General features: G+C 46.6%; 19 protein-coding genes and 2 pseudogenes. 11 read left to right on the plus strand and 10 right to left on the minus strand.

Annotated elements, in window-relative coordinates; translation table 11 throughout:
* The first annotated feature begins 94 nt into the window (after positions 1-94).
* Positions 95-292 (plus strand): hypothetical protein, encoded by a 198-nt coding sequence (locus ACLGGO_RS32275; protein ID WP_446422383.1) that lies wholly within the window; start codon positions 95-97, stop codon positions 290-292.
* A gap of 28 nt (positions 293-320) precedes the next feature.
* Positions 321-881, plus strand: coding sequence for a cyclic nucleotide-binding domain-containing protein (locus ACLGGO_RS32280; RefSeq protein WP_446335303.1), 561 nt, complete (start codon positions 321-323; stop codon positions 879-881).
* A gap of 120 nt (positions 882-1,001) precedes the next feature.
* Here the strand turns inward: ACLGGO_RS32280 and psb35 are convergent, their stop codons facing one another.
* From psb35 to ACLGGO_RS32305, 5 genes and pseudogenes are all read right to left on the minus strand, one after another.
* Positions 1,002-1,214, minus strand: coding sequence for a photosystem II assembly protein Psb35 (gene psb35, locus ACLGGO_RS32285; protein WP_446335292.1), 213 nt, complete (start codon positions 1,212-1,214; stop codon positions 1,002-1,004).
* 155 nt (positions 1,215-1,369) lie between these two features.
* Positions 1,370-3,766, minus strand: a complete 2,397-nt coding sequence (locus ACLGGO_RS32290; protein ID WP_446422394.1) for a transglycosylase domain-containing protein — start codon at positions 3,764-3,766, stop codon at positions 1,370-1,372.
* A 669-nt stretch (positions 3,767-4,435) separates the two neighbouring features.
* A complete protein-coding gene (locus ACLGGO_RS32295) occupies positions 4,436-4,636 on the minus strand; it encodes a hypothetical protein (RefSeq protein WP_446422384.1) in 201 nt (66 codons plus the stop codon).
* A 103-nt stretch (positions 4,637-4,739) separates the two neighbouring features.
* Positions 4,740-4,988 (minus strand): papain fold toxin domain-containing protein, encoded by a 249-nt coding sequence (locus tag ACLGGO_RS32300; RefSeq protein WP_446422385.1) that lies wholly within the window; start codon positions 4,986-4,988, stop codon positions 4,740-4,742.
* Positions 4,989-5,451: 463 nt separating this feature from the next.
* A pseudogene (locus tag ACLGGO_RS32305) lies at positions 5,452-5,644 on the minus strand (ParE family toxin-like protein).
* Between the two features lie 200 nt (positions 5,645-5,844).
* On the opposite strand from ACLGGO_RS32305, the gene ACLGGO_RS32310 reads away from it, so the two are divergent.
* The 9 genes from ACLGGO_RS32310 to ACLGGO_RS32350 all read left to right on the plus strand — a co-directional run bounded on the left by ACLGGO_RS32310 (position 5,845) and on the right by ACLGGO_RS32350 (position 8,930).
* Entirely contained in the window at positions 5,845-5,970 is a 126-nt protein-coding gene (locus tag ACLGGO_RS32310; protein WP_446422395.1) for an element excision factor XisH family protein, read from the plus strand.
* Positions 5,958-6,296, plus strand: a complete 339-nt coding sequence (locus ACLGGO_RS32315) for an element excision factor XisI family protein (RefSeq protein WP_446422386.1) — start codon at positions 5,958-5,960, stop codon at positions 6,294-6,296. Before ACLGGO_RS32310 ends, ACLGGO_RS32315 begins: the two co-directional genes overlap by 13 nt.
* Positions 6,297-6,485: 189 nt before the next feature.
* Entirely contained in the window at positions 6,486-6,833 is a 348-nt protein-coding gene (locus ACLGGO_RS32320) for a hypothetical protein (protein WP_446335297.1), read from the plus strand.
* Positions 6,830-7,234, plus strand: a complete 405-nt coding sequence (locus ACLGGO_RS32325; protein WP_446335298.1) for an HNH endonuclease — start codon at positions 6,830-6,832, stop codon at positions 7,232-7,234. The genes ACLGGO_RS32320 and ACLGGO_RS32325 overlap by 4 nt, the downstream gene beginning before the upstream one ends.
* A 218-nt stretch (positions 7,235-7,452) precedes the next feature.
* Entirely contained in the window at positions 7,453-7,689 is a 237-nt protein-coding gene (locus tag ACLGGO_RS32330; RefSeq protein WP_446422387.1) for a ribbon-helix-helix domain-containing protein, read from the plus strand.
* Positions 7,689-8,027, plus strand: a complete 339-nt coding sequence (locus ACLGGO_RS32335; protein WP_446422388.1) for a type II toxin-antitoxin system PemK/MazF family toxin — start codon at positions 7,689-7,691, stop codon at positions 8,025-8,027. Before ACLGGO_RS32330 ends, ACLGGO_RS32335 begins: the two co-directional genes overlap by 1 nt.
* A gap of 255 nt (positions 8,028-8,282) precedes the next feature.
* Positions 8,283-8,540 carry a hypothetical protein gene (locus ACLGGO_RS32340; RefSeq protein WP_446370674.1) on the plus strand — a complete coding sequence of 86 codons (258 nt, stop codon included), beginning with the start codon at positions 8,283-8,285 and terminating at the stop codon, positions 8,538-8,540.
* The gene (locus ACLGGO_RS32345; RefSeq protein WP_446422389.1) at positions 8,530-8,760 is read left to right on the plus strand and encodes a hypothetical protein; all 231 of its coding nucleotides are present in this window, start codon (positions 8,530-8,532) and stop codon (positions 8,758-8,760) included. The genes ACLGGO_RS32340 and ACLGGO_RS32345 overlap by 11 nt, the downstream gene beginning before the upstream one ends.
* Positions 8,757-8,930 (plus strand): hypothetical protein, encoded by a 174-nt coding sequence (locus ACLGGO_RS32350; RefSeq protein WP_446422390.1) that lies wholly within the window; start codon positions 8,757-8,759, stop codon positions 8,928-8,930. The genes ACLGGO_RS32345 and ACLGGO_RS32350 overlap by 4 nt, the downstream gene beginning before the upstream one ends.
* A gap of 317 nt (positions 8,931-9,247) precedes the next feature.
* On the opposite strand, the gene ACLGGO_RS32355 is transcribed toward ACLGGO_RS32350, so the two are convergent.
* The 5 genes and pseudogenes from ACLGGO_RS32355 to ACLGGO_RS32375 all read right to left on the minus strand — a co-directional run bounded on the left by ACLGGO_RS32355 (position 9,248) and on the right by ACLGGO_RS32375 (position 13,637).
* Positions 9,248-9,712 (minus strand): deaminase domain-containing protein, encoded by a 465-nt coding sequence (locus ACLGGO_RS32355; RefSeq protein WP_446422391.1) that lies wholly within the window; start codon positions 9,710-9,712, stop codon positions 9,248-9,250.
* Between the two features lie 178 nt (positions 9,713-9,890).
* A pseudogene (locus ACLGGO_RS32360) lies at positions 9,891-10,403 on the minus strand (eCIS core domain-containing protein); the annotation flags it as partial.
* Between the two features lie 323 nt (positions 10,404-10,726).
* The gene (locus ACLGGO_RS32365; protein WP_446335300.1) at positions 10,727-11,173 is read right to left on the minus strand and encodes a DUF4279 domain-containing protein; all 447 of its coding nucleotides are present in this window, start codon (positions 11,171-11,173) and stop codon (positions 10,727-10,729) included.
* Between the two features lie 32 nt (positions 11,174-11,205).
* Positions 11,206-11,676 (minus strand): polymorphic toxin type 33 domain-containing protein, encoded by a 471-nt coding sequence (locus ACLGGO_RS32370; RefSeq protein ID WP_446422392.1) that lies wholly within the window; start codon positions 11,674-11,676, stop codon positions 11,206-11,208.
* 272 nt (positions 11,677-11,948) lie between these two features.
* Positions 11,949-13,637 carry an AAA family ATPase gene (locus ACLGGO_RS32375; RefSeq protein WP_446422393.1) on the minus strand — a complete coding sequence of 563 codons (1,689 nt, stop codon included), beginning with the start codon at positions 13,635-13,637 and terminating at the stop codon, positions 11,949-11,951.
* Positions 13,638-14,151: the final 514 nt, after the last annotated feature.

The following is a 14,151-nucleotide window of genomic DNA, read 5'->3' on the forward strand; positions in this document are numbered from 1 at the left end:
GGTGCGGTATTCAACGGTTTAAATCGCCGTTTGTCCGGCAATCCCTGTCCTCACGAAGTAGGGCAGGGTTATTGAACGGCGTTAATTGTAGAAAATGACGGCGCTTGAGTTTCGGTATAATGTCATGTTTCCCCTAAATCGGTCTATGATCGGGCAAGACGGGTCTATGGGGGCTAACGTTTCCCTCAACAGGAAATTCTGGCAGACAACCCCAGGGGGAGCGATCGCGCTTTTGGCAAAAGCTATAATTTTAACCAATCTGGCAGGTTTTCACCCATCGCCGGACAAATGAAAAATGACGAAAATGAAAAATGACGAAAATGAAAAAAGTATTTTTTTTACTGGGTGAACTTAATGATGATGACATGGATTGGATGATCGCGGTGGGAAACCGAGAGGAAGTTGCCGCCGGAACCGTCCTGATTGAGGAAGGCAAACCCATCAATACTCTCCTGATTCTGCTGGAGGGAACGTTGTCGGTATCCGTTTCAGCGTTGCAAGGCAAGACAATCGCTCGATTAACCAGTGGTGCGGTTGTGGGGGAAATGTCCTTCGCGGATACTCGTCCTCCCTCTGCTACCGTTCAAACTGTGGAAACCTCTCTCATATTATCGATTCCTCGCCATCATCTGTTGGAAAAACTCCAAAAAGACCAAGGATTTGCCTCACGCTTCTATCGCGCGATCGCCATTTTTCTGTCTACTCGACTGCGGGGTACGGTTCGATATCTGGGTTATGCTACAACTGATTGGCTCAAAGACGATAGTGAGACGGAAGAACTATCCCAAGAAGTCGTTGATAATGTACCTCTTGCCCAAGCCCGATTTGATTGGTTACTGAGGCGTTTGCGAAATAATGAGCATGCGGTGCTTCCAGAGTGATGGGTGTAGGGGAGCGGGGGAGAGATTCTCGAACTTGTGTATTATCCGATACATCTTTGCGTTCAATCCCTCCGTCCTATAAAAGATTTGATTATCTAGGAATTCCTCCCAATCTAGAGTTTAGCCTTTTTTCGGTGGACTCGCAGCCTCTTTATCAACCTTGGGTACAATGTCAGGACGTTCCTTATTTTCCCAACCGACTGGACGCTTAGAGTTATACCAGGCGATAGAGCCAAGCACTACAGCAGCAATAAAGCCGACAACATAGACCAATGTAAACGAGAAAGGAAATTGAGACCCTTGAGCCGCTGCTGCTTCCATTAATAAATTCATAGATTCACTCCTTATCCTATTTCGGTTATCCTATCAAAACTTGACAGACGTATCTATCACCCCTGAGACCGAATTACACTCCCAGGGGAGCCGGGGAATCAGGGGGGAGGGAGTATTCAAAATCATGCCATTGAGCAAGGCGTTGGGTCAAAACTTTATTCCTCAGACGCGGGAGGAGCAGCGACTGGCGCAGGTGGAGGCGCCGCTGGAGCTGGTTCAGGTGCAGCTTTGCGCGAGGCGGGAGGCGCTGGGGGCGGTGCTACAGGCGCTGGGACAGTATTGCGCTCGACCGGGGGAGCCGAAACCGCCGCTGGTTGAGCTGGGGCTGGGGCTGGGGCTGGGGCTGGGGCTGGCTGAGCGGGTCTGGGTGCGGGTGCGGAGCGTCTGGGTGGTGGGTTGCTGGGCGCTGTGCTGCGAACCGGGGCTTGGGGACGGGAGGAACGGGCGGGTGCAGGTTGGCTCCTGGTGCTGCTGCGACTGCTTCCACTATTGGTATTGGTTGAACGTCTTGGGGAATAACTACGGCTGGTAGAACGAGAGGTTGATCGGCTGTTGTAAGTAGAAGCGCTGCGGGTTGTCCGCCTGCTTCTGGAGCTAGTCTGGTTTGTGGTATTGGATTTCTTGGTATAGGTTTTTTTCGGCTTGATCGGCTTAGCTTCAATAGTCCCTTCTCGACCATCTAATTTGTCGGGTCGATCTGGAAAGTCTTCCTCCCTCATATTTTCGACGGCTTCTTCCATAAACTCACGCCAGGTAATCGCGGCTGTGCTACTGGCTCCCCAAGTGGGTTTATTGTCATCATTGCCGAGCCAGACACCGGTAACCAGTTGGGGAATGTACCCGATGAACCAAAGATCACGGGCTTCGTCTGAAGTGCCTGTTTTGCCCGCTACGGCGCGATCGCGCAGTTGAGCGTTCCCACCTGTGCCGGAGGTGACCACATTGCGGAGCATCCACGTCATGATCGCGGCGGTGTCTTCGTCAATGGCTTGCTCTCTTTGGATCTGTTCTCGATAAATCACCTTACCCTGTCGATCCAGGATGCGGCGAATCCCATGGGGTTGGACCTGTACGCCAAGAGTTGCTAAGGTACCATAAGCGCTGGTCAACTCCATTAAATTCACTTCTGAGGCGCCCAATGCCAGGGAATAGGTTTTGTTGAGGGTTGATTCAATACCCATTTTTTCAGCAATTTCCACCACCGGGTCCCAACCCACTTTAATTAAGGTTTTAACCGCCACAATGTTAACCGAATGGGTGAGAGCATCCCGAATCGACATCCAACCGCGAAATGTTTCGCTATAGTTCTTCGGTTCATAGCCATCAACAACAAAGGGGGCATCCTCATAACTTTGATAGGGAGAAAAACCCGCTGCGATCGCGGTTGTGTAAACAAATGTTTTAAATGTCGAACCCGGTTGACGTTGTGCCTGGGTCACGCGGTTAAATTGTTGATCAAAGAAATCCTTGCCCCCTACCATGGCTTTAATTTGACCGTTACGCGGATCAATTGCCACTAATGCCGCTTGTTCAAACCGTTGGTATTTGCCATAGGTTTCTATTGTCTCTTCCACTGCTGCTTCTGCTGCCATTTGCCACTGAGGATTAAGGGTTGTTTCCACAATCAATCCCTTTTTACCCAAGACATCTGAGGGAACATATTTGGGTAGTTCCTGTTGAATATATTCAGTAAAATAAGACGCCTGTCGGTCTAACCGCTTGGGATTGCTGCGCGTTGTCCTCAGGGGAGTCGCGATCGCGGCGTCTGCTTCCCCCTCAGTAATATATCCATTTTTCTGCATCCGCCGCAGCACCACATTCCGACGCTCTTGGGCTATTTTTTTGTTAATAAAGGGGGAATACTCGCTCGGTGCGGGTGGTAAGGCTGCTAGGGTTGCCATTTCCGCTAAGGTCAATTCTGTGACGGGTTTACTAAAGTACACCCAAGCCGCATCCGCGACGCCATACGCCCCAGAACCCAAATACACCAGATTTAAATAGCGCTCCAAGATTTGATCTTTCTCCAAATCCCGCTCAATTTTTTGCGCCATCCGCATTTCTTTGAGCTTGCGCCCTAGGGTGCGTTCCTGATCGAAATAGACAATCCGCGCCAACTGCTGGGTAATCGTACTGCCACCTTCTACCACATCTCTGGCTAACAGATTCGAGAACGCCGCCCGGATAATCCCTTGGTAATCCAGTCCGCTATGGTTTTCAAAGCGTTGGTCTTCAATCGAAATAAAAGCTTGCTTGAGCGTTTCTGGGATTTCCCATATTTTCAGATTGTCGTGGGTAGCAGGTCCTATTTGCTGGAGGATCGTACCATCGGCTGCTTTTATGGTAATTGTTTCATCCCGGATATAGGTCAGCACATCATCGGTGGACTCTGGTAAACTTTCTTCTAGGGCTTGCCAGCTTAAACCGAAAGCGATCGCACCGCCGCTGATCCCCACCATTCCTATCCCCACCCAGAATTTGCGCTGACGATAGACGGGATCGGGTCCTGTGAATGATTTAACTAGGGTACTAGAAATTCCCTTGATCCCATTCATTGTCACCGTTGCGCCCCGTCGGCATTGTGTCAACAGACCCAACCGTGATAAAGGTTTAGTCTGGGAGTCTGGTTGAATCTGATCATCTGAGGCAGACTGGGTTGGTTGTTCCGTCACTGCCTCCGAATTCAACTGACTTGATGGATCTTCGTGCTTTGGGATAGAATTTGACACTTGAACTCCTCAATTAAACCACAAGCCGCCATTACTTCTTGCTTATTTTAGGGCTTGGGATCAAAATTTGCCGGATGGATGAAGCCAAGCTTCATTCTCAGTAAAATTCCGATGCTGGAAACTTGGCAATCTAGCGCCATCCTAGCATCGGTTCCGTTGGCTTTGAGGTGTCCCGGGGGTTCAATCGATTTTGTCTGCCAATGATTATCATTTTTTACAATTTAAGTCACTCCAGCGCTCAAATTGTATCTTAACCCTTGGAAAAATCCCACTGGGGAAGCAGGGGGAGCAAGAGAATGCTCTTGCGGATTGGTCTTTCTCCTGTAATAGCTTAGAGAGCAAGCAACACGCCTCAGTTTGTGTCGAACGGCTCGAAACAATAATTGGTAAGGGTTGTGGCTTAAGTTGACACGGATGCACGTCGGTGCGCCCCTACGGTTTCTTTCCTTCTGTAATATGTAATGCTCACCTATTTGGCTTCGGGGTGCTACGCGACTACAAGATTGGCGATTCCACTTGCTCTTCGGTGGATTTATGTTTGCCATTTTCCTCTGATTCTTGGGTAAATTCTTGAAATAACTCAAAAAATTTATTGAGCGCGGTTCTTTCATCTTCAGAATAAAAGAGGATTATATTATCCCAGGATTGTCCTGTGCTAATGTTAAATTTTTTCTTAATCCAATTTTTAAATTCCACAAATTCGGCTCTCCCGTACTTGTGGTGGAAAACCCTATATTAGTGATAGCTTCCCTAAAAAGATTGTTTTGAAAGCCTTGCCCCAGAAAGTTTCCAAGAATAATCAGGTTTGCTTATCACCATAAGTACGGAAGACCCGTTGACCATTGGTGGCAATAGTCTGTTGGAGGATTTCATGATAGATATTCCCGTAGGGATCTTCTGCACTCCCTGTATATAATTTAATTTGTTTGCCAGGAATTCTTTGTTCGATGAGAAATTGCTTGATTGCCTCAGCGTACTGTTGGCATTGAAATATCTGGAAGCGATTGGCAATTTTGGTAATTTGTTGACGAAGTTCTTCTTTAGGCAAGTCTGTGTCAGTAAAATTGATGACTACTGCAGTAGTTTAAGCGATTTGGGCTTAAACTTTTTCGTTCCTTGGGTGATCCCACTCTTTCTCGTTAACCCAACCCTAGCGCGATCGCACTTCTATTTTTACCCATTTATACGATAGAGGCTTGACTTTGGCTAATTTTTTAGGTACTATTTCATCATGGGAAAAGATGCCCGCCTATAGACTCTTTCCTCATCACTTCAAAAACACAGATTACACGGATTGAATGACACTAAAGAGAAGATTCAATAGTGAAGGACACAGATTAACACAGAGGACTTAATAATATCCCGACAATTCTTACATCTTCTGGCTATTGAGAACTAACGCCTCTGTGAAAGAGCGTGCGATTAATCTTTCACCCCCTACCGCTACCGTTTCTATAAATCAGTGAAAGAGCGTGTTACGGCGATCGCTACTTTGAGCCTAATAGTTTGTCTTATGCGGCGTGTGTTCCGATCCAAAACCAAACTAGATCATTATCCTGTTCGACTGCAATCGCTCTGTAGTGTAAACCGATTCTAACCGACCAAAACCGACCGACTTTCTTCAAATGTAGTGAGGGATATCGAGGATCAAGTTTTGAGTAACTCGTAACATCTATCGGCAAGTTCTTGGATGTCAGAGGGAATCTTTCCTGATCACTTCAAAAACATAGATTACACCGATTGGATGGCACTCCTAAGAAGACACAAAGCGTGAAGCACACAGATTGACACAGAGGACGTAATAATTTCCCGACAAGTCTTACATCTTCTGGCAATTGAGGACTAACGCCTCCGTGAAATCAGTGGGACTAACCTTTCACCCCCCACCGCTACCGTTTCTATAAATCCGTGAAAGAACCTATAAACGTTATTTCCAACGCCAGTTACCTCAGATGATTATCAATCGGAATCAAGTGAAATTGTTAATCGTTGATCCAGAAAGTGAGGGTATTGTGGAATGGATAGATTAAAGCATTATCGGCAAATCATCCAAGATGTTTTAGCAGAATATCATCAACTCAATGAAAAATCGGGTTCGACAACTGAAAGTGCTTTAGCCTTTGATCAGGTAAACGATCAGTACCTTTTGCTGTTGATGGGATGGCACAAGGATGAGCGGATTAAAAGTGTGATGATTCATATCCGTTTAAAAGATAACAAAATTTGGATTGAGGAAGATTGGACAGAGGATGGAGTGGCGACAGAGTTATTGCACAAAGGAATTACACGAGAGGAGATTGTTTTAGCGTTTCATCCACCTCATGTTAGACAATATACTGAATTTGCGTTAGCGTAGCTTAACCGTTGGTATCGTCTAAGGGTTGACTTGTAAGGAATGCGGGTGCGATCGCGCTCTGTTTATCATCAATTCTAGGACAGGCGATCGCACTTTATTCTAAACCTAATGCGATCGCACAATTTTTATGGTATACATTTATAATGGTAATATGTATTCGATTGTCAATCAAACTTCTTGGATAACAACGTGGCAAAAATTACCCTTGAAGTACCTGACGAGTTAAGAGAACAACTGGCACAGGTTGGTGATCGGTTGCCAGAACTTCTGGCACTTAGTCTCCAGCAACCACCACTTCCAGCTCGTATTTATCACTATATTCTTAACTTCCTGGCAAGCCAACCCACGCCAGAAGAAATTCTGGCGTTCCGTCCGACTCCGGAAATGCAAATAAGACTGCAAACTTTGTTAGCACGCAGCCAAGCCGGAGAAATTACGCTCCCAGAACAACAAGAACTTGATGAGTATGAACGCATCGAACATCTAATCGTGATGCTCAAAGCTGGTAGTCTAGGTCATTTGACGGGGACTGCATGAGTCGTACCTATATTCCGGCTGCACTACGTCGCCTGGTGGAAGAACGAGCTAATTACAGATGCAAGTATTGCTTGGTTCCTAATTCGGTGTCCTTCTTTCCCCACGAAATTGACCATGTAATTCCTGAAAAACATGGGGGTAAAACCGATGCGGATAATCTCGCATTGACCTGTTGGCGTTGTAATCGTCATAAAGGAACTGACCTTGGCTCTTATGACCCGGACACTGGAGAATTTAGTTTTCTATTTAATCCCCGCAAACAGAAATGGTCTGAACATTTTGTGAGTGAGGAGGCGGGTATTGATGGATTAACACCCGAAGGACGGACAACGGTGAAATTACTGCAATTGAATGGTGATGAGCGGTTATCTGAACGAAAGCGATTACGCGATCGCAGCTAATATAACGCTGATTGAAACTGTTCGGCGAACCAATTGATGGGGCGATCGCACTTCTATTTTTACCCATTTATACGAAAGAGGCTTGACTTTGGCTATTTTTTTAGGTACTATTTCATCATAGGAAAATGTGCCAGCCTATAAGACTCAATGCCGATCCCTTCAAATCCATAAGCTAAAATGCTAAAAGTTATCAGATTCTTAGCTAACTGTAAGCTTTTATGAAAACTGCCGTTTCTATCCCAGATCCGATTTTTGAGGCAGCCGAAGCAATGTCTAAACGTCTAGGCTTATCACGCAGCGAGTTGTATACTAGGGCGTTGCAGGCTTATGTTACCTATCATGAGAAACCCGATGTGACAGAGACACTCAATCAAGTCTATGGCAAACACCCCTCATCTATAGACCCTGTGATGACTCAGTTACAATTCGCCTGTTTACCTCACGAGGAGTGGTAGTGTATCGAGGTGAAATTTGGTGGGCAAGTTTACCTGAACCAACGGGTTCTGAACCCGGATACCGTCGCCCTGTGCTAATTGTACAAGATAATGCTTTCAATCAAAGCTTGATTCAAACGGTAATTGTGGTTGTAATTACCTCAAATCTGGACTTAGCACAAGCACCTGGGAATGTTCTTTTACCTCGAAAAGCAACAGGTTTACCTCGTGATTCAGTGGTTAACGTGTCCCAAGTAGTAACGATTGATAAGGCTTTTCTCTCAGAACGAGTGGGTTCTTTATCGGATGATATCCAGGAGGCGGTTGATCAGGGTTTACGTTTGGTTTTGTACCTCTGAAGGGGTTGTATTTCATGATACAGAATTGGCGTTAGCGTAGCAAACCCGTTGGTATCGCCTAAGGATTGACTTGTAAGGAATGCGGCTGCGATCGCGCTCTGTTTATCCTCAATTCGACCGACAGGCGATCGCACTTCTTTTTTTACCTATTTATTACGATAGAGGCTTGACTTTGGCTAATTTTTTAGGTACTATTTCATCATGGGAAAATGTGCCAGCCTATAGACTCTATACTCATCACTTCAAATTCTGTTTATGTCAACGTCTCACTCGGATGAAAAAAAGTCAGTTCAACCTAGGCAACAATCCGATTCTCAATTGCAAGCGATCGCTTACAGCTTAGATAGTCTCGTTCCAGGATTTTATCTTTGGCTAGGTGATCTGAAAATTAGGTTAGGTGGGAGTGAACCGGAAGAAACCTATCCTGGAATTATTCATAGTTGGTGGGGTATAGCACTGGTTCTACCTGGGTATCGGATCTATAGTACCTATCAAGGTAGCTATGACCCTTGATCAGCATGATCTGGATGGCATTGCCAAAATCACGGTGAAAATTCTGCCAACTCCTGAATTTGAAGCACTTTTAATTGCTGCCGGATATAGTAAGATGGGTACTGCTCCAGCTAAAGGGAATCGGATTAAAGTTTGGTGGGTTCACGCAAGTTTCAGGCGAATAGAAGCAATTTATAGTCCAGATGGCGCAGTTGCTATTACGGCTTATCATGTAACTTGATAGGCGATCGCACTTTCTCTCCTCAATCCAACCCAAAGAGCGATCGCACTCTCTCCCCTCATCCCAACTCAAAGAGCGATCGCACCCTCTCCCTTCACCCCAACTCAAACAGCGATCGCACTTTCTCCATTCATCCCAACCCAAACAGCGATCGCGCTAATTTATTCTGATATACTTTTACCATGGGAAAATGTGTCCGCCTATAGATAGAGCTTCGCTACGGTTGGACTAAACATTGGCAACGGATTGGGTAGCGGATGTAACGGATGAACGGATAGGGGATATTTCTATTCATCACGTTATCTGACGTAGGGTGTAGGAGCGAGTCGCTGCTCTGAAAATAGCGGTAAAAAGGATAACCTATTTCGACTGCCCTAGTGGTGAATTTTGAGCACAGGCATAACCCTCTTCTGTCACTTTCCGAAATTCTGACGAAATTCCGTCATTACAGCCAACGACACCTAACGAGGGAATCAGGGTTTGACCCCTATTTTTCGGAGTCTGACAGAAGAGGGATAAATTTCTTTTCCCACCATTTCCCCTTCTTTTGTGCATCCTGATATCCCAAAGAGCCGCCAACTTTGCTATTTCCTGTGTTACTTTCCTGAGCATCAGTCTGCATATATCGGACGATCACTCTCAAGCCCGGATGGTGTGTACGGAATAGTTGGATTACCGTTCTACAGGAGCGACATGGACCTTTGTTCGTAAACAAAACCACAGTCCCTTGCATGGTAGCGCCTTTGCTGTATGCGTCTTTCTCTTTTGCTGCTATCAATGCAGTCACATCAGACAGTACCTTCACTTCGGCATCGCCTGAGGCTTGTTCGACAGGGGCGAGTTTCTGATAATATCGAGCATTAGTATTATGCGGCCACGGTCCATTTTGGTGTCTGTAACTCTTATCCTCTAGTTGTGTTGCTTTGTTGCGAACACGTATTGAGACATTCATTGAACGTATGTAGATTATTCTCTTTAAGGGCAGTCTCAATGTTCTCCCTCAATGACTTGTATTCCAATACTGATCGCTTTATATCTTGCTCATCCGCCCTTTGGAGACAAAACTTATCTGTTTTTTGGATATGTGGTTTGTTCTGTCCGATAGCTATCGGTGTGTATGTCTGTCTCTGAACTTTTCCCCCCTTCTGCTGCACCACATGAGTCAACTCATGCGCCAACAACTCCTGTCCCCCCCGACTCCCCGGATTGTATGCCCCTTTGCGAAAGAACACATCTTGTCCTGTGGTAAACGCCTTCGCCTGAATCGACTGATTCAACTGATCCGACGTCCCATCCGTATGCACCCGCACCCCACTAAAATCCGCCCCAAACGCCCCTTCCATCCGTTCCCGAATCCCATCTCCTAACGGTTGTCCGCCTCCCTTTGCCCGTTGAATTGACGATTCCAAATCTGGCGACGCATCCATCTGTCCCCCAGTCGCCTGACGCTGCACCCTCTGCGCCGGGAGATGATCCAATATTGAGGGCTTCCTCTCCCCCACCGACAACATTGGCTGATGGGTTTCCTTAGCTTGAATCTTCGGCGGCGCATTAATATGATCCACCACCTGACGCGCTACCCTATCGGCTTCCTGTTCATACTGATCATTCGGTTGTCCAATCGTGAGTTTTGGTTGCAGGGGTGGCAATGTGCGGGGAACCGATTCGGGGGATAATAAGGTGGAACCTAAGCGTTCCGATGCTTCTCGTTGCGCCCGCATCTGTGCCAATTGTTCCTCATTACTGCGAGTTGACTCAATTTTGGGTTGGGCGACAAAGGGACGAGATTTGATTGGCGCCACAACGGGTAGGATATCCGATTTTTTGGCTTGGTGGAGGGGTTGATGAGTTTCCATGGGATATTGGGGTGAATGGGATTGAATGAACTTTAACGACAACTCCGGGCTAGGAGAGGCGGGGGAATCTGGAGGTATAGGGCATAACCATTGACCCTAAACCCCTGACTCTAATCCGCTAATTTTTCCATAAACGAATAAAGATCAATATCAATCCCCGCATTTAAATCACTAATTTTTTTAATTTGCTCTTTATTGAAATGAATCGCGGGGATATCGGTATAGGCGTAAATGACACCACAGACTAACGCCTCGTAATGCAAACAGACTTGGACTAACGACTCCCAGCCCGTTTCGAGTTGGCTAAAAACTGACTCCAAGTGTAAATCTAACGCTTGTGTCGGGTCAAGTTCGGCGGCTGGATTCAGTTGAGATCTCACTTCCCACACACTAAACTTGCGGGTTCGGGTAGTTGTCCTGCCATTCGGATAAACCACCACATCACCTGTTTTCCACGTCTTGGTGGGTTTGATGCCTACCTGAGTCGTAATTTGGTCAGGATCAAGTTCAACCCCTGACAATTGGAAATAGGCATATACTTCATTCGTCTTTGCCATTATCTCCATCCCCTTATGGATTGGATTTTAGCTCAAAAATCATTAATATTAAGTCCTGTAAAATCTCCGGGCCCTCGTCCCCCTTTCGGTTTCACATAGATATTTCCGTCTCTATCCTTGTATAAATCACATTTAGCCGCCCCACCCTCACAATCTCGTTTCAGTTCATGAATATCTTCTCCAGCATCCTTAAGTTCTTGAATCTCTCCATTCGACAGTTTTCTATCACGCGAACCATCGCGTTCAGGATCATTTGGATCAATGTCTTGGGTTTGGGCTCTAAAAACGCCTCGAATAAAATCTTCTAAAGCCTCAATCTGGTTCTGTGTCACCTCCCCAGCTTGCTGAAGGATTGCTTTGGCTTTCTCAAGCGTATTATCAATACCCTTTGCCGACGCACTGACGTGTACCCAGATAACCCTGGTATTCCAAATAACGAACGGGCGATCGCGAAACCTGGATACACCTTGAATACCGGGATACATCCATCTAGCGTTTGCCATTTTGTACCACGGGCGCTACCTCTTTGGGTACGGCAATGCCGTACCCCTACGATATCGGGCGTTTGTATGTAAATCCTGAATCCTTATAACCAACCTGCGATCGCATCACCCAAATATACCAAGAATACCAAAGAGCGATCGCGAAACCTGGATACACCTTGAATACCGAGATTTTGTGACACAGGCGTCACCTGTAGGGGCACGGCAATGCCGTGCCCAAATGTCTAAAGAAGCGAATCAGCCAAAGGGCGCACGTCGGTGCGCCCCTACGATCACCAGCCTTGCATTTCCCCTTGACCTATCGGACGTTCCACCTTCAGACATTCCTGAATCGCCGCCTGCTTAATATGCTTCATCTGCACCGCTTCCCCAGCACCCGCCGCTAAAAACGCCGCATTCATGGCAATCGTCTTAATATTCCCCCCTGCCATGTTCAACTGTCCCAACTTCTTAAAATCCAACCCCTCTGTCGGTGTCTGTTGGGGAAACACCCGCCGCCAGATTTCCTCTCGTTCTTGGGCACCGGGATAGGGAAACTTAATAATAAACCGAATCCGGCGAATAAACGCCTGATCCAACGCCGTCTGAATATTGGTCGTCAATATCGCCAATCCCCGATACGTCTCCATCCGTTGCAACAAATAACTCACCTCAATATTGGCATGACGGTCATGGGAATCCTTCACTTCAGAACGTTTGCCAAACAGCGCATCCGCCTCATCAAAGAGCAAAATCGCCCCACTTCCTTCCGCGCCATCAAAGATGCGCCGCAGATTCTTCTCCGTCTCGCCAATATACTTACTCACCACCGCACTCAAATCGATGCGATAGACATCCAAGCGTAAGGTATTCCCCAATACCTCCGCCGCTAGGGTTTTCCCAGTCCCCGACATCCCAGCAAATAGGGCATTTATTCCCAATCCCCGCTGATTCTTATGGGCAAATCCCCAGGTTTCATAGACCCTTCCTCGTTGCTGCACCTGTACCACCATTTCCCGCAGCATCCCCTTCTCTTTCTCCGGTAAAATTAAATCCTCCCATTCCGCTGTTGTCTCTATCCGCACTGCCAAGTCCTGCAACTGGGGACGGGCTTGGGTGCGGCAAATTTCCCACAGGGGACTTTTTGCTACATCTAAGGTGACAGGTTTCGGCGGTGGGGTTTCGGTATCGGTATGCCTTGTTACTCGGCGTTTGCGGGTGGGTTTGGTTTCCTCTACGGGTTCAGGTGCAGGGGTGGCTGTGGCGGCTTCTTTGTTGGCGATGTCCTCCTCCAGACTCGTTTGTGCTTGGATACATACCGTATAAATATCCCTGACACTCAGTTGAAACTGAGACACCAAGGCTTCAATCTCCGCCTCCAGATGCACGGCTTTCTCCCCTAAAGCCCCTTGCCAAATCACCTTCTGTTCCTCCGGTGTGGGTGGCTGCACCTCCCAGGTAATTAGCGATCGCATTCGTTGTCGCCCAGGTTCTCGACTACTAACAATCAGGGGCAGATTAATCGTATCGATAAATTCGGATAACCCAGAGTTCATCCCCTCATCCATCTCATCCCCATCCAGGAATAGCACCGAATGACTCAATAGCCATTCCCGTTCACACAACTGCTTAACTAAATTCAGACTTCCCCCCTGAAACGTTAGCGCTGCTACAGATAAGCGATGGAGGTTCAAATTCAACTGACGACAAACCGCTGCCGCGATCGCACTTTTACTTAACCCATCCACCCCCGATAACCATACCACAGGCAACAATGTCCTAGATGACTCGACCCAAGTTGCCCCAATTTGCGCCACAATCTGCTCATGGGATGGCGGTAAAACGGCATAATCCTGTGCCTCCACCGATAACGGCTGCACCATTTCCCGCAATCGCGAATCAATATAATCGTCCCCCAACAGATAACTCCGACTCTTCACGACATACCCGATTCCCCATTCTGTATCCTTCGCTACTGACATTTTCTTAGCGTTCCTCTTATTTTTTCGGCTAAATTTATCCCGTTTTGATAATTGGAACTATTCTTTCCCCAAAAAAGGTTTGAATATTTAAATCAGTGGAAATTCTTAACAAAACCTCATAATCGCTCGTTTTTTACGCCGTTGACGAAATAATTAACGAATTTTAAAGGGTTCTGGCGATTGTGAGAGGCTTGTGCGATTTTGGGGTATAGTATTTATTGTGGTTGTGGTGTAAGCAAAATTTATCTTAACGCCGCTAGACTCTTTAAATCTTGGTAAAACATTGTATAAGTTCCGATTTTTATGTCACGCCCAACCTCCCCTCGGACATAAGTATTTTGTTAAAGTTAGGATAAAAATTATTACAAGGTCTTGACAAAAACACAGATTACAAAGAATAAGGAAATGGCACAGACAGAATACTAATCGGTCAAATTCTTACAGGATAAGCAATGGTGAAAGCCCTCGCGATTTATCCGAGGGATGAAACCGAGCGAGGCGTTTAGCCTAGCAA

The organism is Coleofasciculus sp., from assembly GCF_046565525.1.
Classification (GTDB): Bacteria; Cyanobacteriota; Cyanobacteriia; order Cyanobacteriales; family Coleofasciculaceae; genus Coleofasciculus.